This is a genomic window from Bacillus sp. N3378-2at (assembly GCF_033412715.1).
Lineage (GTDB): Bacteria > Bacillota > Bacilli > Bacillales > Bacillaceae > Bacillus > Bacillus subtilis.
In genome coordinates this window covers 2,648,484-2,671,266 of the sequence record NZ_CP117986.1, presented here as the reverse complement: position 1 = coordinate 2,671,266, position 22,783 = coordinate 2,648,484, and the positions used below count along the sequence as shown (strand labels likewise).

Annotated in this window: 12 protein-coding genes, 9 tRNA genes, 5 rRNA genes and 1 other annotated feature; all 26 genes read left to right on the top strand. The window is 46.6% G+C overall.

The genetic code is table 11. The annotated features are described in order from the left end of the window. Nucleotides 1–104 precede the first annotated feature (104 nt). Nucleotides 105–3,032, top strand: a 23S ribosomal RNA gene (locus PUN35_RS14385). 54 nt (nucleotides 3,033–3,086) lie between these two features. Beyond that, a 5S ribosomal RNA gene (gene rrf / locus PUN35_RS14380) occupies nucleotides 3,087–3,202 on the top strand. 22 nt (nucleotides 3,203–3,224) lie between these two features. Beyond that, nucleotides 3,225–3,300 (top strand) — tRNA-Val (locus PUN35_RS14375). 4 nt (nucleotides 3,301–3,304) lie between these two features. Further along, nucleotides 3,305–3,380, top strand: a tRNA-Thr gene (locus PUN35_RS14370). Nucleotides 3,381–3,416: 36 nt separating this feature from the next. Further along, nucleotides 3,417–3,492, top strand: a tRNA-Lys gene (locus PUN35_RS14365). Nucleotides 3,493–3,498: 6 nt separating this feature from the next. Next, nucleotides 3,499–3,581 (top strand) — tRNA-Leu (locus PUN35_RS14360). A 40-nt stretch (nucleotides 3,582–3,621) separates the two neighbouring features. Continuing rightward, nucleotides 3,622–3,696, top strand: a tRNA-Gly gene (locus PUN35_RS14355). Nucleotides 3,697–3,710: 14 nt separating this feature from the next. After that, nucleotides 3,711–3,796, top strand: a tRNA-Leu gene (locus PUN35_RS14350). A gap of 9 nt (nucleotides 3,797–3,805) precedes the next feature. Beyond that, nucleotides 3,806–3,882: transfer RNA gene (locus PUN35_RS14345), tRNA-Arg, on the top strand. A gap of 27 nt (nucleotides 3,883–3,909) precedes the next feature. After that, a tRNA-Pro gene (locus tag PUN35_RS14340) sits at nucleotides 3,910–3,986 on the top strand. Between the two features lie 8 nt (nucleotides 3,987–3,994). Beyond that, a tRNA-Ala gene (locus PUN35_RS14335) sits at nucleotides 3,995–4,070 on the top strand. 172 nt (nucleotides 4,071–4,242) lie between these two features. Beyond that, nucleotides 4,243–5,792 (top strand): 16S ribosomal RNA (locus tag PUN35_RS14330). 170 nt (nucleotides 5,793–5,962) lie between these two features. Continuing rightward, a 23S ribosomal RNA gene (locus tag PUN35_RS14325) occupies nucleotides 5,963–8,890 on the top strand. Nucleotides 8,891–9,023: 133 nt separating this feature from the next. Then, nucleotides 9,024–9,139 (top strand): 5S ribosomal RNA (rrf, locus tag PUN35_RS14320). The 16S, 23S and 5S rRNA genes sit together here with 9 tRNA genes alongside, the layout of an rRNA operon. A gap of 240 nt (nucleotides 9,140–9,379) precedes the next feature. Beyond that, nucleotides 9,380–9,844, top strand: coding sequence for a transcriptional regulator CtsR (gene ctsR / locus PUN35_RS14315; RefSeq protein ID WP_003225724.1), 465 nt, complete (start codon nucleotides 9,380–9,382; stop codon nucleotides 9,842–9,844). Between the two features lie 13 nt (nucleotides 9,845–9,857). After that, nucleotides 9,858–10,415, top strand: a complete 558-nt coding sequence (gene mcsA, locus PUN35_RS14310) for a protein-arginine kinase activator protein McsA (RefSeq protein WP_015252993.1) — start codon at nucleotides 9,858–9,860, stop codon at nucleotides 10,413–10,415. After that, the gene (locus PUN35_RS14305; RefSeq protein WP_003235007.1) at nucleotides 10,415–11,506 is read left to right on the top strand and encodes a protein-arginine kinase McsB; all 1,092 of its coding nucleotides are present in this window, start codon (nucleotides 10,415–10,417) and stop codon (nucleotides 11,504–11,506) included. The genes mcsA and PUN35_RS14305 overlap by 1 nt, the downstream gene beginning before the upstream one ends. Further along, complete coding sequence (gene clpC, locus PUN35_RS14300) at nucleotides 11,503–13,935, top strand: ATP-dependent protease ATP-binding subunit ClpC (protein WP_014475592.1); 2,433 nt, start codon at nucleotides 11,503–11,505, stop codon at nucleotides 13,933–13,935. Before PUN35_RS14305 ends, clpC begins: the two co-directional genes overlap by 4 nt. Nucleotides 13,936–14,026: 91 nt before the next feature. Further along, a complete protein-coding gene (gene radA / locus PUN35_RS14295; protein ID WP_014475593.1) occupies nucleotides 14,027–15,403 on the top strand; it encodes a DNA repair protein RadA in 1,377 nt (458 codons plus the stop codon). A gap of 3 nt (nucleotides 15,404–15,406) precedes the next feature. Beyond that, nucleotides 15,407–16,489: a DNA integrity scanning diadenylate cyclase DisA gene (gene disA, locus PUN35_RS14290; protein WP_003225736.1), complete on the top strand. Its 1,083-nt coding sequence runs from the start codon at nucleotides 15,407–15,409 to the stop codon at nucleotides 16,487–16,489. Nucleotides 16,490–16,604: 115 nt separating this feature from the next. Beyond that, nucleotides 16,605–17,705, top strand: a complete 1,101-nt coding sequence (locus tag PUN35_RS14285; RefSeq protein WP_003235014.1) for a PIN/TRAM domain-containing protein — start codon at nucleotides 16,605–16,607, stop codon at nucleotides 17,703–17,705. 14 nt (nucleotides 17,706–17,719) lie between these two features. Further along, complete coding sequence (ispD, locus tag PUN35_RS14280; RefSeq protein ID WP_014478616.1) at nucleotides 17,720–18,418, top strand: 2-C-methyl-D-erythritol 4-phosphate cytidylyltransferase; 699 nt, start codon at nucleotides 17,720–17,722, stop codon at nucleotides 18,416–18,418. Further along, entirely contained in the window at nucleotides 18,411–18,887 is a 477-nt protein-coding gene (ispF, locus tag PUN35_RS14275; RefSeq protein ID WP_003225745.1) for a 2-C-methyl-D-erythritol 2,4-cyclodiphosphate synthase, read from the top strand. Before ispD ends, ispF begins: the two co-directional genes overlap by 8 nt. Nucleotides 18,888–18,977: 90 nt before the next feature. After that, nucleotides 18,978–20,429: a glutamate--tRNA ligase gene (gltX, locus tag PUN35_RS14270; RefSeq protein ID WP_014478617.1), complete on the top strand. Its 1,452-nt coding sequence runs from the start codon at nucleotides 18,978–18,980 to the stop codon at nucleotides 20,427–20,429. Nucleotides 20,430–20,431: 2 nt separating this feature from the next. After that, nucleotides 20,432–20,662, top strand: a binding site (T-box leader). Between the two features lie 68 nt (nucleotides 20,663–20,730). Continuing rightward, nucleotides 20,731–21,384 (top strand): serine O-acetyltransferase, encoded by a 654-nt coding sequence (cysE, locus tag PUN35_RS14265; protein ID WP_014478618.1) that lies wholly within the window; start codon nucleotides 20,731–20,733, stop codon nucleotides 21,382–21,384. Then, nucleotides 21,381–22,781 carry a cysteine--tRNA ligase gene (gene cysS, locus PUN35_RS14260; protein WP_014478619.1) on the top strand — a complete coding sequence of 467 codons (1,401 nt, stop codon included), beginning with the start codon at nucleotides 21,381–21,383 and terminating at the stop codon, nucleotides 22,779–22,781. Before cysE ends, cysS begins: the two co-directional genes overlap by 4 nt. Nucleotides 22,782–22,783 lie beyond the last annotated feature (2 nt).

Sequence of the window (22,783 nt, the reverse complement as noted above, 5' to 3'; positions counted from 1 at the left end):
TTTTGAAGGATCATTCCTTCGAAACGTGTTCTTTGAAAACTAGATAACAGTAGACATCACATTCAATTAGTAACACAAGATATCACATAGTGATTCTTTTTAACGGTTAAGTTAGAAAGGGCGCACGGTGGATGCCTTGGCACTAGGAGCCGATGAAGGACGGGACGAACACCGATATGCTTCGGGGAGCTGTAAGCAAGCTTTGATCCGGAGATTTCCGAATGGGGAAACCCACCACTCGTAATGGAGTGGTATCCATATCTGAATTCATAGGATATGAGAAGGCAGACCCGGGGAACTGAAACATCTAAGTACCCGGAGGAAGAGAAAGCAAATGCGATTCCCTGAGTAGCGGCGAGCGAAACGGGATTAGCCCAAACCAAGAGGCTTGCCTCTTGGGGTTGTAGGACACTCTGTACGGAGTTACAAAGGAACGAGGTAGATGAAGAGGTCTGGAAAGGCCCGCCATAGGAGGTAACAGCCCTGTAGTCAAAACTTCGTTCTCTCCTGAGTGGATCCTGAGTACGGCGGAACACGTGAAATTCCGTCGGAATCCGGGAGGACCATCTCCCAAGGCTAAATACTCCCTAGTGACCGATAGTGAACCAGTACCGTGAGGGAAAGGTGAAAAGCACCCCGGAAGGGGAGTGAAAGAGATCCTGAAACCGTGTGCCTACAAGTAGTCAGAGCCCGTTAACGGGTGATGGCGTGCCTTTTGTAGAATGAACCGGCGAGTTACGATCCCGTGCAAGGTTAAGCAGAAGATGCGGAGCCGCAGCGAAAGCGAGTCTGAATAGGGCGCATGAGTACGTGGTCGTAGACCCGAAACCAGGTGATCTACCCATGTCCAGGGTGAAGTTCAGGTAACACTGAATGGAGGCCCGAACCCACGCACGTTGAAAAGTGCGGGGATGAGGTGTGGGTAGGGGTGAAATGCCAATCGAACCTGGAGATAGCTGGTTCTCTCCGAAATAGCTTTAGGGCTAGCCTCAAGGTAAGAGTCTTGGAGGTAGAGCACTGATTGGACTAGGGGCCCCTACCGGGTTACCGAATTCAGTCAAACTCCGAATGCCAATGACTTATCCTTGGGAGTCAGACTGCGAGTGATAAGATCCGTAGTCGAAAGGGAAACAGCCCAGACCGCCAGCTAAGGTCCCAAAGTATACGTTAAGTGGAAAAGGATGTGGAGTTGCTTAGACAACCAGGATGTTGGCTTAGAAGCAGCCACCATTTAAAGAGTGCGTAATAGCTCACTGGTCGAGTGACTCTGCGCCGAAAATGTACCGGGGCTAAACGTATCACCGAAGCTGCGGACTGTTCTTCGAACAGTGGTAGGAGAGCGTTCTAAGGGCTGTGAAGCCAGACCGGAAGGACTGGTGGAGCGCTTAGAAGTGAGAATGCCGGTATGAGTAGCGAAAGAGGGGTGAGAATCCCCTCCACCGAATGCCTAAGGTTTCCTGAGGAAGGCTCGTCCGCTCAGGGTTAGTCGGGACCTAAGCCGAGGCCGAAAGGCGTAGGCGATGGACAACAGGTTGATATTCCTGTACCACCTCCTCACCATTTGAGCAATGGGGGGACGCAGGAGGATAGGGTAAGCGCGGTATTGGATATCCGCGTCCAAGCAGTTAGGCTGGGAAATAGGCAAATCCGTTTCCCATAAGGCTGAGCTGTGATGGCGAGCGAAATATAGTAGCGAAGTTCCTGATTCCACACTGCCAAGAAAAGCCTCTAGCGAGGTGAGAGGTGCCCGTACCGCAAACCGACACAGGTAGGCGAGGAGAGAATCCTAAGGTGATCGAGAGAACTCTCGTTAAGGAACTCGGCAAAATGACCCCGTAACTTCGGGAGAAGGGGTGCTCTGTTAGGGTGCAAGCCCGAGAGAGCCGCAGTGAATAGGCCCAGGCGACTGTTTAGCAAAAACACAGGTCTCTGCGAAGCCGTAAGGCGAAGTATAGGGGCTGACGCCTGCCCGGTGCTGGAAGGTTAAGAGGAGCGCTTAGCGTAAGCGAAGGTGCGAATTGAAGCCCCAGTAAACGGCGGCCGTAACTATAACGGTCCTAAGGTAGCGAAATTCCTTGTCGGGTAAGTTCCGACCCGCACGAAAGGCGCAACGATCTGGGCACTGTCTCAACGAGAGACTCGGTGAAATTATAGTACCTGTGAAGATGCAGGTTACCCGCGACAGGACGGAAAGACCCCGTGGAGCTTTACTGCAGCCTGATATTGAATGTTGGTACAGCTTGTACAGGATAGGTAGGAGCCTTGGAAACCGGAGCGCCAGCTTCGGTGGAGGCATCGGTGGGATACTACCCTGGCTGTATTGACCTTCTAACCCGCCGCCCTTATCGGGCGGGGAGACAGTGTCAGGTGGGCAGTTTGACTGGGGCGGTCGCCTCCTAAAAGGTAACGGAGGCGCCCAAAGGTTCCCTCAGAATGGTTGGAAATCATTCGCAGAGTGTAAAGGCACAAGGGAGCTTGACTGCGAGACCTACAAGTCGAGCAGGGACGAAAGTCGGGCTTAGTGATCCGGTGGTTCCGCATGGAAGGGCCATCGCTCAACGGATAAAAGCTACCCCGGGGATAACAGGCTTATCTCCCCCAAGAGTCCACATCGACGGGGAGGTTTGGCACCTCGATGTCGGCTCATCGCATCCTGGGGCTGTAGTCGGTCCCAAGGGTTGGGCTGTTCGCCCATTAAAGCGGTACGCGAGCTGGGTTCAGAACGTCGTGAGACAGTTCGGTCCCTATCCGTCGCGGGCGCAGGAAATTTGAGAGGAGCTGTCCTTAGTACGAGAGGACCGGGATGGACGCACCGCTGGTGTACCAGTTGTTCTGCCAAGGGCATCGCTGGGTAGCTATGTGCGGACGGGATAAGTGCTGAAAGCATCTAAGCATGAAGCCCCCCTCAAGATGAGATTTCCCATTCCGCAAGGAAGTAAGATCCCTGAAAGATGATCAGGTTGATAGGTCTGAGGTGGAAGTGTGGCGACACATGGAGCTGACAGATACTAATCGATCGAGGACTTAACCATATTTTGAATGATGTCACACCTGTTATCTAGTTTTGAGAGAACACTCTCAATTTGTTTGGTGGCGATAGCGAAGAGGTCACACCCGTTCCCATACCGAACACGGAAGTTAAGCTCTTCAGCGCCGATGGTAGTCGGGGGGTTCCCCCTGTGAGAGTAGGACGCCGCCAAGCAATTGCACGTTAGTGCAATTATGGAGGATTAGCTCAGCTGGGAGAGCATCTGCCTTACAAGCAGAGGGTCGGCGGTTCGAGCCCGTCATCCTCCACCATTATGCCGGTGTAGCTCAATTGGTAGAGCAACTGACTTGTAATCAGTAGGTTGGGGGTTCAAGTCCTCTTGCCGGCACCACTTTTATATGATATAATACTCAAGTCTCTTGTAGAAGAGCCATTAGCTCAGTTGGTAGAGCATCTGACTTTTAATCAGAGGGTCGAAGGTTCGAGTCCTTCATGGCTCACCATTTTACGCGGGTGTGGCGGAATTGGCAGACGCGCTAGACTTAGGATCTAGTGTCTTTATGACGTGGGGGTTCAAGTCCCTTCACCCGCATTATATAGGATAACAGTTAGAAAAACTGGACATCCTGTCTGCGGAAGTAGTTCAGTGGTAGAACACCACCTTGCCAAGGTGGGGGTCGCGGGTTCGAATCCCGTCTTCCGCTCCAACTATACCATCCACGCCGGGGTGGTGGAATTGGCAGACACACAGGACTTAAAATCCTGCGGTAGGTGACTACCGTGCCGGTTCAAGTCCGGCCCTCGGCATTATGTTTTGCGCCCGTAGCTCAATTGGATAGAGCGTTTGACTACGGATCAAAAGGTTAGGGGTTCGACTCCTCTCGGGCGCGCCATATCTTTTAATAGAATAGATAGGAAATCGGGAAGTAGCTCAGCTTGGTAGAGCACATGGTTTGGGACCATGGGGTCGCAGGTTCGAATCCTGTCTTCCCGACCATTTTTTATGGGGCCTTAGCTCAGCTGGGAGAGCGCCTGCTTTGCACGCAGGAGGTCAGCGGTTCGATCCCGCTAGGCTCCACCAAAAGTTTTTTAAAAAAGTTATTGACTTTGAAGAAGTGACGTTGTATACTAATAAAGTTGCTTTAACAAAGCGGACAAACAAAATGATCTTTGAAAACTAAACAAGACAAAACGTACCTGTTAATTCAGTTTTTAAAAATCGCACAGCAATGTGCGTAGTCAGTCAAACTACTTTATCGGAGAGTTTGATCCTGGCTCAGGACGAACGCTGGCGGCGTGCCTAATACATGCAAGTCGAGCGGACAGATGGGAGCTTGCTCCCTGATGTTAGCGGCGGACGGGTGAGTAACACGTGGGTAACCTGCCTGTAAGACTGGGATAACTCCGGGAAACCGGGGCTAATACCGGATGGTTGTTTGAATCGCATGGTTCAAACATAAAAGGTGGCTTCGGCTACCACTTACAGATGGACCCGCGGCGCATTAGCTAGTTGGTGAGGTAACGGCTCACCAAGGCGACGATGCGTAGCCGACCTGAGAGGGTGATCGGCCACACTGGGACTGAGACACGGCCCAGACTCCTACGGGAGGCAGCAGTAGGGAATCTTCCGCAATGGACGAAAGTCTGACGGAGCAACGCCGCGTGAGTGATGAAGGTTTTCGGATCGTAAAGCTCTGTTGTTAGGGAAGAACAAGTACCGTTCGAATAGGGCGGTACCTTGACGGTACCTAACCAGAAAGCCACGGCTAACTACGTGCCAGCAGCCGCGGTAATACGTAGGTGGCAAGCGTTGTCCGGAATTATTGGGCGTAAAGGGCTCGCAGGCGGTTTCTTAAGTCTGATGTGAAAGCCCCCGGCTCAACCGGGGAGGGTCATTGGAAACTGGGGAACTTGAGTGCAGAAGAGGAGAGTGGAATTCCACGTGTAGCGGTGAAATGCGTAGAGATGTGGAGGAACACCAGTGGCGAAGGCGACTCTCTGGTCTGTAACTGACGCTGAGGAGCGAAAGCGTGGGGAGCGAACAGGATTAGATACCCTGGTAGTCCACGCCGTAAACGATGAGTGCTAAGTGTTAGGGGGTTTCCGCCCCTTAGTGCTGCAGCTAACGCATTAAGCACTCCGCCTGGGGAGTACGGTCGCAAGACTGAAACTCAAAGGAATTGACGGGGGCCCGCACAAGCGGTGGAGCATGTGGTTTAATTCGAAGCAACGCGAAGAACCTTACCAGGTCTTGACATCCTCTGACAATCCTAGAGATAGGACGTCCCCTTCGGGGGCAGAGTGACAGGTGGTGCATGGTTGTCGTCAGCTCGTGTCGTGAGATGTTGGGTTAAGTCCCGCAACGAGCGCAACCCTTGATCTTAGTTGCCAGCATTCAGTTGGGCACTCTAAGGTGACTGCCGGTGACAAACCGGAGGAAGGTGGGGATGACGTCAAATCATCATGCCCCTTATGACCTGGGCTACACACGTGCTACAATGGACAGAACAAAGGGCAGCGAAACCGCGAGGTTAAGCCAATCCCACAAATCTGTTCTCAGTTCGGATCGCAGTCTGCAACTCGACTGCGTGAAGCTGGAATCGCTAGTAATCGCGGATCAGCATGCCGCGGTGAATACGTTCCCGGGCCTTGTACACACCGCCCGTCACACCACGAGAGTTTGTAACACCCGAAGTCGGTGAGGTAACCTTTTAGGAGCCAGCCGCCGAAGGTGGGACAGATGATTGGGGTGAAGTCGTAACAAGGTAGCCGTATCGGAAGGTGCGGCTGGATCACCTCCTTTCTAAGGATATTATACGGAATATAAGACCTTGGGTCTTATAAACAGAACGTTCTCTGTCTTGTTTAGTTTTGAAGGATCATTCCTTCGAAACGTGTTCTTTGAAAACTAGATAACAGTAGACATCACATTCAATTAGTAACACAAGATATCACATAGTGATTCTTTTTAACGGTTAAGTTAGAAAGGGCGCACGGTGGATGCCTTGGCACTAGGAGCCGATGAAGGACGGGACGAACACCGATATGCTTCGGGGAGCTGTAAGCAAGCTTTGATCCGGAGATTTCCGAATGGGGAAACCCACCACTCGTAATGGAGTGGTATCCATATCTGAATTCATAGGATATGAGAAGGCAGACCCGGGGAACTGAAACATCTAAGTACCCGGAGGAAGAGAAAGCAAATGCGATTCCCTGAGTAGCGGCGAGCGAAACGGGATTAGCCCAAACCAAGAGGCTTGCCTCTTGGGGTTGTAGGACACTCTGTACGGAGTTACAAAGGAACGAGGTAGATGAAGAGGTCTGGAAAGGCCCGCCATAGGAGGTAACAGCCCTGTAGTCAAAACTTCGTTCTCTCCTGAGTGGATCCTGAGTACGGCGGAACACGTGAAATTCCGTCGGAATCCGGGAGGACCATCTCCCAAGGCTAAATACTCCCTAGTGACCGATAGTGAACCAGTACCGTGAGGGAAAGGTGAAAAGCACCCCGGAAGGGGAGTGAAAGAGATCCTGAAACCGTGTGCCTACAAGTAGTCAGAGCCCGTTAACGGGTGATGGCGTGCCTTTTGTAGAATGAACCGGCGAGTTACGATCCCGTGCAAGGTTAAGCAGAAGATGCGGAGCCGCAGCGAAAGCGAGTCTGAATAGGGCGCATGAGTACGTGGTCGTAGACCCGAAACCAGGTGATCTACCCATGTCCAGGGTGAAGTTCAGGTAACACTGAATGGAGGCCCGAACCCACGCACGTTGAAAAGTGCGGGGATGAGGTGTGGGTAGGGGTGAAATGCCAATCGAACCTGGAGATAGCTGGTTCTCTCCGAAATAGCTTTAGGGCTAGCCTCAAGGTAAGAGTCTTGGAGGTAGAGCACTGATTGGACTAGGGGCCCCTACCGGGTTACCGAATTCAGTCAAACTCCGAATGCCAATGACTTATCCTTGGGAGTCAGACTGCGAGTGATAAGATCCGTAGTCGAAAGGGAAACAGCCCAGACCGCCAGCTAAGGTCCCAAAGTATACGTTAAGTGGAAAAGGATGTGGAGTTGCTTAGACAACCAGGATGTTGGCTTAGAAGCAGCCACCATTTAAAGAGTGCGTAATAGCTCACTGGTCGAGTGACTCTGCGCCGAAAATGTACCGGGGCTAAACGTATCACCGAAGCTGCGGACTGTTCTTCGAACAGTGGTAGGAGAGCGTTCTAAGGGCTGTGAAGCCAGACCGGAAGGACTGGTGGAGCGCTTAGAAGTGAGAATGCCGGTATGAGTAGCGAAAGAGGGGTGAGAATCCCCTCCACCGAATGCCTAAGGTTTCCTGAGGAAGGCTCGTCCGCTCAGGGTTAGTCGGGACCTAAGCCGAGGCCGAAAGGCGTAGGCGATGGACAACAGGTTGATATTCCTGTACCACCTCCTCACCATTTGAGCAATGGGGGGACGCAGGAGGATAGGGTAAGCGCGGTATTGGATATCCGCGTCCAAGCAGTTAGGCTGGGAAATAGGCAAATCCGTTTCCCATAAGGCTGAGCTGTGATGGCGAGCGAAATATAGTAGCGAAGTTCCTGATTCCACACTGCCAAGAAAAGCCTCTAGCGAGGTGAGAGGTGCCCGTACCGCAAACCGACACAGGTAGGCGAGGAGAGAATCCTAAGGTGATCGAGAGAACTCTCGTTAAGGAACTCGGCAAAATGACCCCGTAACTTCGGGAGAAGGGGTGCTCTGTTAGGGTGCAAGCCCGAGAGAGCCGCAGTGAATAGGCCCAGGCGACTGTTTAGCAAAAACACAGGTCTCTGCGAAGCCGTAAGGCGAAGTATAGGGGCTGACGCCTGCCCGGTGCTGGAAGGTTAAGAGGAGCGCTTAGCGTAAGCGAAGGTGCGAATTGAAGCCCCAGTAAACGGCGGCCGTAACTATAACGGTCCTAAGGTAGCGAAATTCCTTGTCGGGTAAGTTCCGACCCGCACGAAAGGCGCAACGATCTGGGCACTGTCTCAACGAGAGACTCGGTGAAATTATAGTACCTGTGAAGATGCAGGTTACCCGCGACAGGACGGAAAGACCCCGTGGAGCTTTACTGCAGCCTGATATTGAATGTTGGTACAGCTTGTACAGGATAGGTAGGAGCCTTGGAAACCGGAGCGCCAGCTTCGGTGGAGGCATCGGTGGGATACTACCCTGGCTGTATTGACCTTCTAACCCGCCGCCCTTATCGGGCGGGGAGACAGTGTCAGGTGGGCAGTTTGACTGGGGCGGTCGCCTCCTAAAAGGTAACGGAGGCGCCCAAAGGTTCCCTCAGAATGGTTGGAAATCATTCGCAGAGTGTAAAGGCACAAGGGAGCTTGACTGCGAGACCTACAAGTCGAGCAGGGACGAAAGTCGGGCTTAGTGATCCGGTGGTTCCGCATGGAAGGGCCATCGCTCAACGGATAAAAGCTACCCCGGGGATAACAGGCTTATCTCCCCCAAGAGTCCACATCGACGGGGAGGTTTGGCACCTCGATGTCGGCTCATCGCATCCTGGGGCTGTAGTCGGTCCCAAGGGTTGGGCTGTTCGCCCATTAAAGCGGTACGCGAGCTGGGTTCAGAACGTCGTGAGACAGTTCGGTCCCTATCCGTCGCGGGCGCAGGAAATTTGAGAGGAGCTGTCCTTAGTACGAGAGGACCGGGATGGACGCACCGCTGGTGTACCAGTTGTTCTGCCAAGGGCATCGCTGGGTAGCTATGTGCGGACGGGATAAGTGCTGAAAGCATCTAAGCATGAAGCCCCCCTCAAGATGAGATTTCCCATTCCGTAAGGAAGTAAGATCCCTGAAAGATGATCAGGTTGATAGGTCTGAGGTGGAAGTGTGGCGACACATGGAGCTGACAGATACTAATCGATCGAGGACTTAACCATATTTTTGAATGATGTCACACCTGTTATCTAGTTTTGAGAGAACACCTCTCTAAAGGCGGAAGGTAAGGAAACTCCGCTAAGGGCTCTCACATCCTGTGAGAAACGCCCAGTACCTTCATCCTGAAGGCATTTGTTTGGTGGCGATAGCGAAGAGGTCACACCCGTTCCCATACCGAACACGGAAGTTAAGCTCTTCAGCGCCGATGGTAGTCGGGGGTTTCCCCCTGTGAGAGTAGGACGCCGCCAAGCAAGCTTAAACCCAGCTCATTGAGCTGGGTTTTTTGTATTTTGGTTTATTGGTATCATAAAATTCCACTTAACTGTATAATATAATAACTTTATACCGAATTTTAAATCAGCAATCAGGTTTTGTGGACCGGGAAAATGGAAATAATAAAGGATAGAGCGAGAAAGTTGAAAATTCTCGAGAAACGGCTTATAGTAAGATTATAGTCAAATATAGTCAAAGTCAGTAAAGGAGGGGGTTGAGTGGGACATAATATTTCTGACATCATTGAACAATATTTAAAACGAGTGTTAGATCAAAATGGCAAGGAAATTTTAGAGATTAAACGAAGTGAAATTGCAGATAAATTTCAATGCGTTCCTTCCCAAATAAATTATGTCATCAACACCAGATTTACAAGCGAAAGAGGATATATTGTTGAGAGCAAACGCGGGGGCGGCGGTTACATCAGAATCATTAAAATTAAAATGAACAATGAAGTTGTCCTGATCAATAATATAATTTCTCAAATTAATACCCATTTGTCTCAAGCAGCCTCTGATGACATTATTTTAAGGCTATTAGAAGACAAGGTAATTTCAGAAAGAGAAGCAAAAATGATGGTCAGTGTAATGGACCGCTCAGTTTTACACATTGACTTACCTGAACGTGATGAATTAAGAGCGAGAATGATGAAGGCAATGCTGACTTCTTTAAAATTAAAATAAGCGGGTGAAAAGATTGATTTGTCAAGAGTGCCACGAGAGACCAGCCACTTTTCACTTTACAAAGGTTGTTAACGGAGAAAAAATAGAAGTTCATATTTGTGAACAATGTGCCAAAGAAAATAGTGATTCATATGGTATAAGTGCAAATCAGGGTTTCTCTATTCATAATTTACTTTCGGGTTTACTGAACATGGATTCTTCATTTCAAAATGCAGGAACTCAAATGTTCAGTCACTCGGAGCAAATATCTGCTTGTCCGAAATGCGGAATGACTTTTCAGCAATTCAGAAAAATTGGCCGTTTTGGATGTTCGGAATGTTACAAAACATTTCATAGCAACATTACACCAATCCTACGTAAAGTGCACAGCGGAAACACTGTGCATGCAGGTAAGATACCGAAACGAATAGGCGGCAATCTTCATGTCAGACGGCAGATTGATATGCTAAAAAAGGAATTAGAATCCTTAATCCATCAAGAAGAATTTGAAAATGCAGCTCATGTAAGAGATCAAATTCGTTCATTAGAACAATCACTCAAAAGTACAGATAGTGAGGAGGAACAGGAGTAATGTCGCTAAAGCATTTTATTCAGGACGCACTAAGCAGTTGGATGAAGCAGAAAGGACCTGAAAGTGACATTGTACTCAGCAGCCGCATACGTTTAGCAAGGAACTTTGAGCATATTCGGTTCCCTACGCGGTATTCCAATGAAGAAGCCTCATCCATCATACAGCAATTTGAAGATCAGTTTTCAGAGCAAGAAATTCCCGGAATCGGCAAATTTGTTTTGATTAGAATGAATGATGCACAGCCTTTAGAGAAGCGTGTACTTGTTGAAAAACATCTAATCAGTCCGAATCTGACAGAGTCTCCTTTTGGCGGCTGTTTGCTTTCTGAAAATGAGGAAGTAAGCGTCATGCTAAATGAAGAGGACCATATTAGAATTCAGTGTCTTTTCCCTGGATTTCAGCTTTTAGAAGCAATGAAAGCCGCAAACCAGGTCGACGACTGGATCGAAGAAAAAGTTGATTATGCATTCAATGAGCAAAGAGGATACTTAACCAGCTGTCCTACAAACGTAGGTACAGGTTTAAGGGCTTCGGTCATGATGCATCTGCCGGCACTGGTTTTAACTAGGCAAATAAATCGAATTATACCGGCAATTAATCAATTAGGCTTAGTTGTTAGAGGAATTTATGGGGAAGGCAGCGAAGCAGTAGGGAATATCTTTCAAATTTCAAATCAGATCACGCTTGGTAAGTCAGAGCAGGATATTGTAGAGGATCTTAACAGTGTTGCTGCTCAGTTGATTGAACAAGAACGATCTGCCCGAGAAGCGATTTATCAAACTTCTAAAATCGAACTTGAGGATCGGGTATATCGGTCTTATGGGGTCTTGTCTAATTGCCGGATGATAGAATCGAAAGAAACTGCAAAGTGCCTTTCAGATGTTCGGTTAGGCATAGACCTAGGCATTATAAAAGGACTTTCAAGCAACATACTTAACGAACTTATGATTTTGACGCAGCCAGGATTTTTACAGCAATACTCGGGAGGCGCTTTGCGTCCGAACGAAAGGGACATTCGAAGAGCGGCTCTCATCAGAGAACGGCTTCACTTAGAAATGAATGGGAAAAGACAGGAGGATGAATCGATATGATGTTTGGAAGATTTACAGAACGAGCTCAAAAAGTACTGGCGCTAGCACAGGAAGAAGCACTTCGGTTAGGTCATAATAACATTGGCACTGAGCATATTTTATTAGGACTGGTAAGAGAAGGAGAGGGCATTGCTGCTAAAGCTCTTCAAGCGCTTGGACTCGGTTCAGATAAAATTCAGAAAGAAGTAGAAAGTTTGATCGGGCGCGGGCAGGAAATGTCTCAAACGATTCATTATACTCCTAGAGCTAAAAAAGTCATTGAGCTTTCAATGGATGAGGCAAGAAAACTCGGTCATTCTTATGTTGGAACAGAACATATTCTTCTTGGTCTGATTCGTGAAGGAGAAGGTGTTGCTGCGAGAGTTCTGAATAATCTCGGTGTCAGCTTAAATAAAGCAAGACAGCAGGTGCTCCAGCTTCTAGGAAGTAATGAAACAGGATCATCAGCGGCAGGAACAAACAGCAATGCGAATACGCCTACTCTTGACAGCTTGGCAAGAGACTTAACTGCTATTGCGAAGGAAGACAGCCTTGACCCTGTAATCGGCAGAAGCAAGGAGATCCAGCGTGTCATTGAAGTGTTAAGCCGCAGAACGAAAAACAACCCTGTTCTCATTGGGGAACCAGGTGTAGGTAAAACGGCTATCGCAGAAGGTTTGGCACAGCAAATTATCAATAATGAAGTACCCGAAATTTTGCGTGATAAACGTGTGATGACATTAGACATGGGAACAGTTGTTGCCGGCACAAAATACCGCGGAGAATTTGAGGATCGCCTGAAGAAGGTCATGGATGAAATTCGCCAGGCAGGAAATATCATTCTATTCATCGATGAGCTCCATACATTAATCGGGGCAGGCGGAGCAGAAGGTGCTATTGATGCATCTAATATTTTAAAACCTTCACTTGCTCGTGGCGAACTCCAATGTATTGGTGCAACGACTCTTGATGAGTACCGTAAATATATTGAAAAAGATGCAGCACTGGAACGCCGTTTTCAGCCGATTCAGGTTGATCAGCCATCTGTAGATGAAAGTATTCAAATTTTACAAGGTCTGCGTGACAGATACGAAGCCCACCACCGCGTTTCTATCACTGATGATGCCATTGAAGCTGCGGTTAAGCTTTCTGACAGATATATTTCTGACCGCTTCCTTCCGGATAAAGCAATTGACTTGATCGATGAAGCAGGTTCAAAGGTGAGACTGCGCTCATTTACAACGCCTCCTAACTTAAAAGAGCTTGAGCAGAAGCTTGATGAGGTTCGTAAAGAGAAGGATGCGGCAGTGCAAAGCCAAGAGTTTGAAAAAGCTGCTTCCTTGCGTGATACTGAACAACGCCTGCGCGAGCAAGTAGAGGATACGAAGAAATCATGGAAAGAGAAGCAAGGGCAGGAAAACTCAGAGGTTACTGTGGATGATATTGCGATGGTTGTATCCAGCTGGACCGGTGTGCCTGTATCTAAAATCGCCCAAACTGAAACTGATAAGCTTCTCAATATGGAAAACATTCTTCATTCCCGCGTCATCGGCCAGGATGAAGCAGTTGTAGCTGTTGCAAAAGCCGTCAGACGTGCGAGAGCAGGATTGAAAGATCCTAAACGCCCAATCGGCTCATTCATTTTCTTAGGCCCTACAGGTGTAGGTAAAACAGAGCTTGCACGAGCACTCGCTGAATCCATTTTTGGTGATGAAGAATCCATGATCAGAATTGATATGTCTGAATACATGGAAAAACACTCAACTTCAAGACTTGTTGGTTCACCTCCGGGGTATGTGGGATATGATGAAGGCGGTCAATTGACAGAGAAAGTCAGAAGAAAACCTTACTCTGTCGTGCTTCTTGATGAGATCGAGAAAGCGCACCCTGATGTCTTCAATATCCTTCTGCAAGTTCTTGAAGACGGACGATTGACTGATTCTAAAGGACGCACAGTCGATTTCCGCAATACCATTCTGATCATGACATCAAACGTCGGAGCAAGTGAGCTGAAACGCAATAAATATGTCGGCTTTAACGTTCAGGATGAAACTCAAAATCATAAAGACATGAAAGACAAAGTGATGGGTGAATTAAAACGAGCGTTCAGACCTGAGTTCATCAACCGTATCGATGAAATCATTGTCTTCCATTCACTTGAGAAAAAACATCTTACTGAAATTGTGTCATTAATGTCTGATCAATTAACGAAACGCTTGAAAGAACAAGATCTTTCTATCGAATTGACAGATGCTGCAAAAGCGAAAGTCGCGGAAGAGGGCGTTGACCTGGAATACGGTGCCCGTCCGTTAAGAAGAGCGATCCAAAAACATGTCGAGGATCGTTTATCTGAAGAACTCCTCAGAGGAAATATTCATAAAGGACAGCATATTGTTCTTGATGTAGAAGATGGCGAATTTGTCGTAAAAACGACTGCTAAAACGAATTAATATAGAAGACGGAAATGAGGCATACAGCATGTAAGTGTATGCCTCACTTTCATATCAAGAAATAGAACAAGGGAGAGGTCTTACACTATATATGGCTAAAACAAAATCGAAATTCATCTGCCAATCCTGCGGCTACGAGTCTCCAAAATGGATGGGGAAATGTCCGGGCTGCGGTGCTTGGAATACAATGGTGGAAGAAATGATTAAAAAAGCACCGGCCAATCGGAGAGCGGCTTTTTCTCATTCTGTTCAAACTGTACAGAAACCTTCACCTATTACATCAATCGAAACATCAGAAGAACCCCGCGTCAAAACCCAGCTTGGCGAGTTTAACAGAGTACTCGGCGGAGGTGTCGTTAAAGGCTCCCTCGTTTTAATTGGCGGTGATCCTGGTATCGGAAAGTCAACGCTATTACTGCAGGTTTCCGCTCAATTATCAGGCTCATCAAACAGTGTCCTGTATATTTCGGGAGAAGAATCTGTAAAGCAAACGAAGCTGCGAGCAGACCGTCTGGGCATTAATAATCCGTCACTGCATGTTTTATCTGAAACCGATATGGAGTATATTTCGTCTGCTATACAAGAGATGAATCCAGCGTTTGTCGTTGTTGACTCTATTCAAACGGTTTACCAAAGCGATATTACATCGGCTCCAGGCAGTGTGTCACAGGTCAGAGAATGTACTGCTGAGCTGATGAAAATCGCAAAAACAAAAGGTATTCCGATTTTTATCGTAGGGCACGTGACGAAAGAAGGGTCTATTGCAGGTCCGAGACTGTTGGAGCATATGGTTGACACTGTTTTATATTTTGAAGGAGAACGCCACCATACTTTCCGTATTTTGCGGGCTGTAAAAAACCGTTTCGGATCTACAAACGAAATGGGCATTTTCGAAATGCGGGAAGAGGGGCTCACTGAGGTTTTGAATCCTTCGGAAATTTTCTTAGAAGAACGCTCTGCTGGTTCCGCAGGCTCGAGTATCACTGCCTCTATGGAGGGCACTAGACCGATTCTCGTTGAAATTCAGGCGCTCATCTCGCCAACAAGCTTTGGCAACCCAAGGCGTATGGCAACGGGAATAGACCATAACAGGGTTTCTCTGTTAATGGCTGTGTTAGAAAAAAGAGTTGGACTGCTGCTGCAAAATCAGGATGCTTATTTGAAAGTGGCTGGCGGCGTTAAGCTTGATGAACCGGCAATTGATCTTGCGATTGTGATTAGTATCGCATCAAGCTTTAGAGACACACCTCCAAATCCTGCAGATTGTTTTATTGGAGAAGTGGGATTAACCGGAGAAGTCCGGCGGGTTTCAAGAATTGAACAGCGTGTGAAAGAAGCGGCAAAGCTTGGCTTTAAACGCATGATCATACCCGCGGCAAATCTGGACGGATGGACAAAACCAAAAGGGATTGAGGTTATCGGAGTAGCAAATGTTGCAGAAGCGCTTCGTACTTCATTAGGAGGATAATAGATGGAAAAAGAGAAAAAAGGGGCGAAACACGAGTTAGACCTGTCATCTATATTGCAGTTTGTTGCTCCGGGTACACCGCTCAGAGCGGGGATGGAAAACGTCTTGAGAGCAAATACAGGCGGTCTGATTGTTGTTGGATATAATGATAAAGTAAAAGAAGTGGTGGACGGCGGCTTTCACATAAACACGGCTTTTTCTCCGGCGCATTTATATGAGTTGGCTAAAATGGATGGAGCGATCATTTTAAGTGATTCGGGTCAAAAGATCCTCTACGCGAATACTCAGCTGATGCCGGATGCCACAATTTCTTCATCAGAAACAGGAATGCGGCACAGAACTGCCGAAAGAGTAGCTAAGCAAACTGGCTGTCTTGTAATCGCTATTTCTGAAAGAAGAAATGTCATAACGTTATATCAGGAAAACATGAAGTATACACTAAAAGACATAGGATTTATTTTAACCAAGGCGAACCAAGCCATTCAAACACTTGAAAAGTATAAGACAATCCTCGATAAAACGATTAATGCACTGAACGCGTTAGAGTTTGAGGAACTTGTTACCTTCAGTGATGTCTTGTCTGTCATGCATCGTTATGAAATGGTACTGAGAATCAAAAACGAAATTAATATGTATATCAAAGAGCTGGGGACAGAAGGGCATCTGATCAAACTGCAAGTCATTGAATTGATTACGGATATGGAAGAAGAGGCCGCTTTATTTATTAAGGACTATGTAAAAGAAAAGATTAAAGATCCGTTTGTCCTCTTGAAGGAGCTGCAGGATATGTCCAGTTATGATCTGCTGGATGATTCCATTGTGTATAAGCTTCTCGGTTACCCTGCTTCTACTAATCTTGATGATTATGTATTGCCGAGAGGATACAGGCTGTTAAATAAGATACCGCGTCTTCCGATGCCGATTGTTGAAAATGTTGTAGAAGCATTTGGAGTCCTGCCAAGGATTATTGAGGCGAGTGCAGAAGAATTAGATGAAGTAGAGGGAATCGGTGAAGTACGAGCCCAAAAAATCAAAAAAGGATTAAAACGCCTGCAAGAGAAGCATTATTTAGACAGACAACTGTGATTTCGGTTAAAACCTTATGAATACGGGTATATTAATGTTGGTTTTTGTTTATTCTGATATTCGTAGGATGCATAAGACTTTGTGAAATTAAAATGTTAAAAAAGGAGGTGGGGGTATGTTAAAACGAATAGTTCAGGCGTTCTTCATTATTTTTGGCGGCGTTGTTGGTATATTTTTGATACCTGAATTGTTTGTACTGTTAAATATACAGGACATACCTTTAATAACAAACGCATATACGTCTGCGGCAATAGGAGCAATTATCTTTTTTCTCATCAGTATATGGGGTACAGAATACGTTGTGAACTGGGTGAAGTGGATAGAGGATTCATTGTTAAAAGCGCCGGTTCCAGATTTGTTATTTGGAAGTCTTGGCTTAGTTTTTGGACTTATAATTGCTTATCTTATCGTAAATGTTATTCCTTTAGACAATATACCTTACCGCATATTCAGCACAATAATTCCTGTATTTTTGGCTTTCTTCCTCGGTTATCTCGGCTTCCAGGTGGGCTTTAAGAAAAAGGATGAATTGATCAGCCTGTTTTCCATTTCCGCCAGAATGCAAAAGAAAAAAGGAACAGCTGATGAAGAACATGAGGTTCAAGACAAGAAGCTGAAAATTTTGGACACTAGTGTTATTATTGATGGGAGAATAGCAGATATTTGTCAGACTGGTTTTTTAGAGGGAGTTATCGTGATTCCGCAGTTTGTCCTTGAGGAATTGCAGCATATTGCAGACTCTTCAGATGTTTTAAAACGAAACAGAGGACGCCGCGGTCTTGATATCCTGAACCGCATTCAGAAAGAATTAGACATTGAAGTTGAAATTTACGAAGGCGACTTTGAAGATATTCAGGAGGTTGACAGCAAGCTCGTCAAACTTGCTAAGCTGACATCCGGGGTCGTTGTGACGAATGATTTTAATTTAAATAAAGTGTGCGAGCTTCAGAAGGTAGCAGTATTAAACATTAATGACCTTGCCAATGCGGTCAAGCCTGTTGTGCTTCCTGGCGAGGAAATGAATGTTCAGGTCATTAAGGACGGGAAAGAGCATAATCAGGGAGTTGCCTACTTGGATGACGGTACGATGATTGTCGTTGAAGAAGGACGCAATTATATCGGCAAGCATATTGATGTACTCGTCACAAGTGTGCTGCAGACAGCAGCGGGACGAATGATTTTTGCGAAGCCTAAGCTGTTGGAGAAGGCGCTGTAAAGGGAGAAAAAACAATGAGTTATGATGTGGTGATTCCTGCAGCCGGACAGGGAAAGCGGATGAAGGCAGGGAGAAATAAACTGTTCATTGAGCTGAAAGGAGACCCGGTGATCATACACACGTTAAGAGTGTTTGACAGCCACCGGCAGTGCGATAAAATCATTTTGGTGATTAACGAGCAGGAGCGGGAGCACTTTCAGCAATTGCTGTGCGATTACCCGTTTCAAACTTCAATTGAGCTTGTTGCAGGCGGAGAAGAGCGTCAGCACAGTGTGTATAAGGGGCTGAAAGCCGTAAAGCAGGAAAAGATTGTCCTTGTACATGACGGTGCCCGCCCATTTATAAAACATGAACAAATTGACGAACTGATCGCAGAGGCGGAACAGACAGGAGCGGCCATCCTTGCTGTTCCGGTAAAAGATACGATTAAACGCGTTCAAGATTTACAAGTCAGTGAGACGATTGAACGTTCAAGCTTGTGGGCTGTCCAAACGCCACAAGCTTTTCGTCTTTCTTTATTGATGAAGGCTCACGCTGAGGCCGAGCGCAAGGGATTTTTAGGGACGGATGACGCCAGCCTCGTTGAACAGATGGAGGGCGGTTCGGTCCGTGTTGTAGAAGGCAGCTATACAAATATTAAGCTGACGACGCCAGACGATTTGACGTCAGCTGAAGCTATCATGGAATCAGAAAGTGGGAATAAACATGTTTAGAATTGGACAAGGATTTGATGTGCATCAATTAGTGGAGGGCCGTCCTCTCATTATTGGCGGAATTGAAATCCCGTACGAAAAAGGGCTGCTTGGCCATTCTGATGCAGACGTATTGCTGCATACTGTCGCTGACGCCTGCCTGGGAGCTGTGGGTGAAGGAGACATCGGCAAGCATTTTCCTGACACAGATCCCGAGTTCAAGGACGCAGATTCTTTCAAATTACTTCAGCATGTCTGGGGAATCGTGAAACAGAAGGGGTATGTCCTTGGGAACATTGATTGCACCATCATAGCGCAAAAGCCGAAGATGCTGCCGTACATAGAAGATATGAGAAAAAGAATTGCTGAAGGCCTTGAGGCAGATGTTTCTCAAGTAAATGTAAAAGCAACAACGACAGAAAAGCTTGGATTTACAGGCCGGGCGGAAGGAATAGCGGCTCAGGCGACAGTGCTGATACAAAAAGGCTAACTTGTTTTGATGCCGGGTCTATTTGGTGGTAGAATAGATTCATACATTTTTGCCTGAGGCCATACATGACATGAAAGGAAGTATTTGAAAATGGGAAACGAAGTACGCGTCCGTTATGCACCGAGTCCAACCGGACATTTGCATATTGGAAATGCCAGAACGGCGCTTTTTAATTATTTATTTGCCCGCAATCAAGGCGGTAAGTTTATCATTCGAGTTGAGGATACAGATAAAAAGCGCAATATTGAGGGCGGAGAACAAAGCCAGCTGAATTATCTGAAGTGGCTAGGTATTGACTGGGATGAGAGTGTGGATGTCGGAGGAGAGTACGGCCCATACCGTCAGTCAGAGCGTAACGATATCTATAAAGTGTACTATGAAGAGCTTCTTGAAAAAGGGCTTGCTTATAAATGTTACTGTACGGAAGAAGAGCTTGAAAAAGAGCGTGAAGAACAGATTGCCCGCGGAGAAATGCCTCGTTATTCTGGAAAACACAGAGACCTGACTCAGGAAGAACAGGAGAAATTTATCGCTGAAGGCAGAAAACCAAGTATTCGTTTCCGCGTGCCGGAAGGAAAAATCATCGCCTTCAATGATATCGTAAAAGGCGAAATTTCTTTTGAATCAGATGGCATCGGCGACTTTGTTATTGTGAAAAAGGACGGAACGCCGACTTACAACTTCGCGGTAGCGATTGATGACTACTTAATGAAAATGACACACGTGCTGCGCGGTGAGGATCATATTTCTAACACACCGAAACAGATTATGATTTATCAAGCATTCGGATGGGATATTCCTCAGTTCGGACACATGACGCTGATTGTAAACGAAAGCCGTAAAAAGCTCAGTAAACGTGATGAATCCATTATTCAATTCATCGAGCAGTACAAAGAGCTTGGCTACCTGCCAGAAGCGCTGTTCAACTTTATCGGACTGCTAGGCTGGTCACCGGTTGGAGAAGAAGAGCTTTTCACAAAAGAGCAGTTTATTGAAATTTTTGATGTAAATCGTTTATCTAAATCACCAGCTTTGTTTGATATGCATAAGCTAAAATGGGTTAACAACCAATATGTGAAGAAGCTGGATCTTGATCAGGTTGTTGAACTGACGCTTCCGCATTTGCAAAAAGCGGGCAAAGTTGGCACTGAGCTTTCTGCTGAAGAACAAGAGTGGGTTCGTAAACTGATTTCCCTGTATCATGAGCAATTAAGCTACGGTGCGGAAATTGTTGAGCTGACTGATTTGTTCTTTACGGATGAGATCGAGTATAATCAAGAAGCGAAAGCTGTTCTGGAAGAAGAACAGGTTCCTGAAGTGCTCAGCACATTCGCAGCGAAGCTTGAAGAGCTTGAGGAGTTCACTCCGGATAACATCAAAGCATCAATCAAAGCAGTGCAGAAAGAAACTGGCCATAAAGGGAAAAAACTGTTTATGCCGATTCGTGTTGCTGTAACAGGGCAAACTCACGGTCCGGAACTGCCGCAATCAATTGAATTGATCGGTAAAGAGACTGCAATTCAGCGTTTAAAAAATATCTAAATAAATGATTGTTGACAGGGAAGAGTATAAAGCTTTAGGCCATTACAGAAAGGATCTCCATTGGCTGAGAGAGATCCATGAGCCGGGTTTTAGAAGTGCGCCCTTAAGACCTTTGAAGAACGTTTTTTGAAACCAGTATTCAAAGGCGGCCGCCGCCGTTACAGGCTGAAGTTGGGAGAGCAGAAGTCTGCTTTTCAAACAGAGTGGAACCGCGCGGTTAAAGCGTCTCTGTCATGTTTACATGCAGAGACGCTTTTTTTATTGGGTAGAGGAAATCAGATAGAGAAACGGGGGGAAGCATGTGTTTTTTAGAATGCTCAAAGAAGACATTGATACTGTGTTCGATCAAGATCCCGCAGCAAGAAGCTATTTTGAAGTGATTTTAACTTATTCCGGTTTACATGCTATATGGGCGCATCGGATTGCACATGCTTTATATAAACGAAAATTTTATTTCCTTGCACGCTTTATATCTCAAGTAAGCCGATTTTTTACCGGGATAGAAATCCACCCCGGCGCTACAATCGGGAGAAGATTTTTCATAGACCACGGCATGGGGGTTGTCATTGGGGAGACATGTGAAATCGGCAATAACGTAACCGTTTTTCAGGGGGTTACCCTCGGGGGAACGGGGAAAGAAAAGGGAAAAAGGCACCCAACGATTAAAGATGACGCATTGATAGCCACAGGCGCTAAAGTGCTCGGTTCTATTACGGTCGGTGAAGGCTCAAAGATTGGCGCTGGTTCAGTAGTGCTGCATGATGTTCCTGATTTTTCAACAGTTGTCGGTATCCCTGGACGGGTAGTTGTACAAAATGGCAAGAAAGTAAGACGCGATTTAAACCATCAGGATTTGCCCGATCCAGTTGCTGACCGCTTTAAGTCTTTGGAACAGCAGATTTTAGAGCTGAAGGCAGAACTTGAAGACAGAAAAGAAAGGATCAATCAAAAATGACAATCACACTTTATAATACATTGACTAGACAGAAGGAAACATTCGTTCCTCTTGAAGAGGGAAAAGTGAAAATGTATGTATGCGGACCCACGGTTTACAATTACATTCATATCGGGAACGCGCGTCCGGCAATCGTTTACGATACGGTTCGAAACTATTTAGAGTATAAAGGCTATGATGTGCAGTATGTCTCTAACTTCACAGACGTAGACGATAAATTAATTAAAGCGGCAAATGAACTCGGTGAGGATGTACCCACCATTTCAGAGCGTTTTATTAAAGCATACTTTGAAGACGTAGGTGCGCTCGGCTGCCGAAAAGCCGACCTTCATCCGCGAGTAATGGAGAACATGGATGCCATTATCGAATTCGTAGATCAGCTCGTGAAAAAGGGCTACGCATATGAATCAGAAGGTGACGTATATTTCAAAACCAGAGCGTTTGAAGGGTACGGAAAGCTTTCTCAGCAATCAATCGATGAACTAAGATCAGGTGCACGCATCCGGGTCGGCGAGAAAAAAGAAGATGCTCTTGATTTCGCACTGTGGAAAGCGGCAAAAGAAGGAGAAATCTCTTGGGATAGCCCTTGGGGGAAAGGACGTCCGGGCTGGCACATTGAATGCTCAGCAATGGTGAAAAAGTATCTCGGTGACCAGATTGATATCCATGCGGGCGGACAGGATTTAACATTCCCTCACCATGAAAACGAAATTGCGCAATCTGAGGCGCTGACAGGCAAAACGTTTGCGAAGTACTGGCTTCATAATGGTTATATCAATATTGATAATGAAAAAATGTCAAAATCACTAGGCAACTTTGTGCTTGTCCATGACATCATTAAACAGCATGATCCGCAGCTTTTGAGATTCTTTATGCTATCTGTTCATTATCGCCATCCGATTAACTATTCAGAAGAGCTTCTGGAGAATACGAAAAGCGCGTTCAACCGCTTAAAAACAGCGTACAGCAATCTTCAGCACCGTCTTAACAGCAGTACGAATTTAACCGAAGATGACGATCAATGGCTTGAAAAAGTTGAAGAACACCGCAAAGCATTCGAAGAAGCGATGGACGATGATTTTAATACGGCGAATGCCATTTCAGTCTTGTTTGACTTAGCGAAACACGCCAATTATTATCTTCAGAAAGATCATACGGCTGATCATGTGATTACGGCGTTTATTGAGATGTTTGACCGCATTGTTTCTGTCCTCGGTTTTTCGTTGGGTGAGCAGGAACTTCTCGATCAAGAGATTGAAGACTTAATCGAAAAGCGAAATGAAGCGCGCCGGAATCGCGATTTTGCATTGTCAGACCAGATCCGCGACCAGCTGAAAAGCATGAATATCATTCTTGAAGATACGGCTCAAGGCACTCGCTGGAAACGGGGAGAATAACA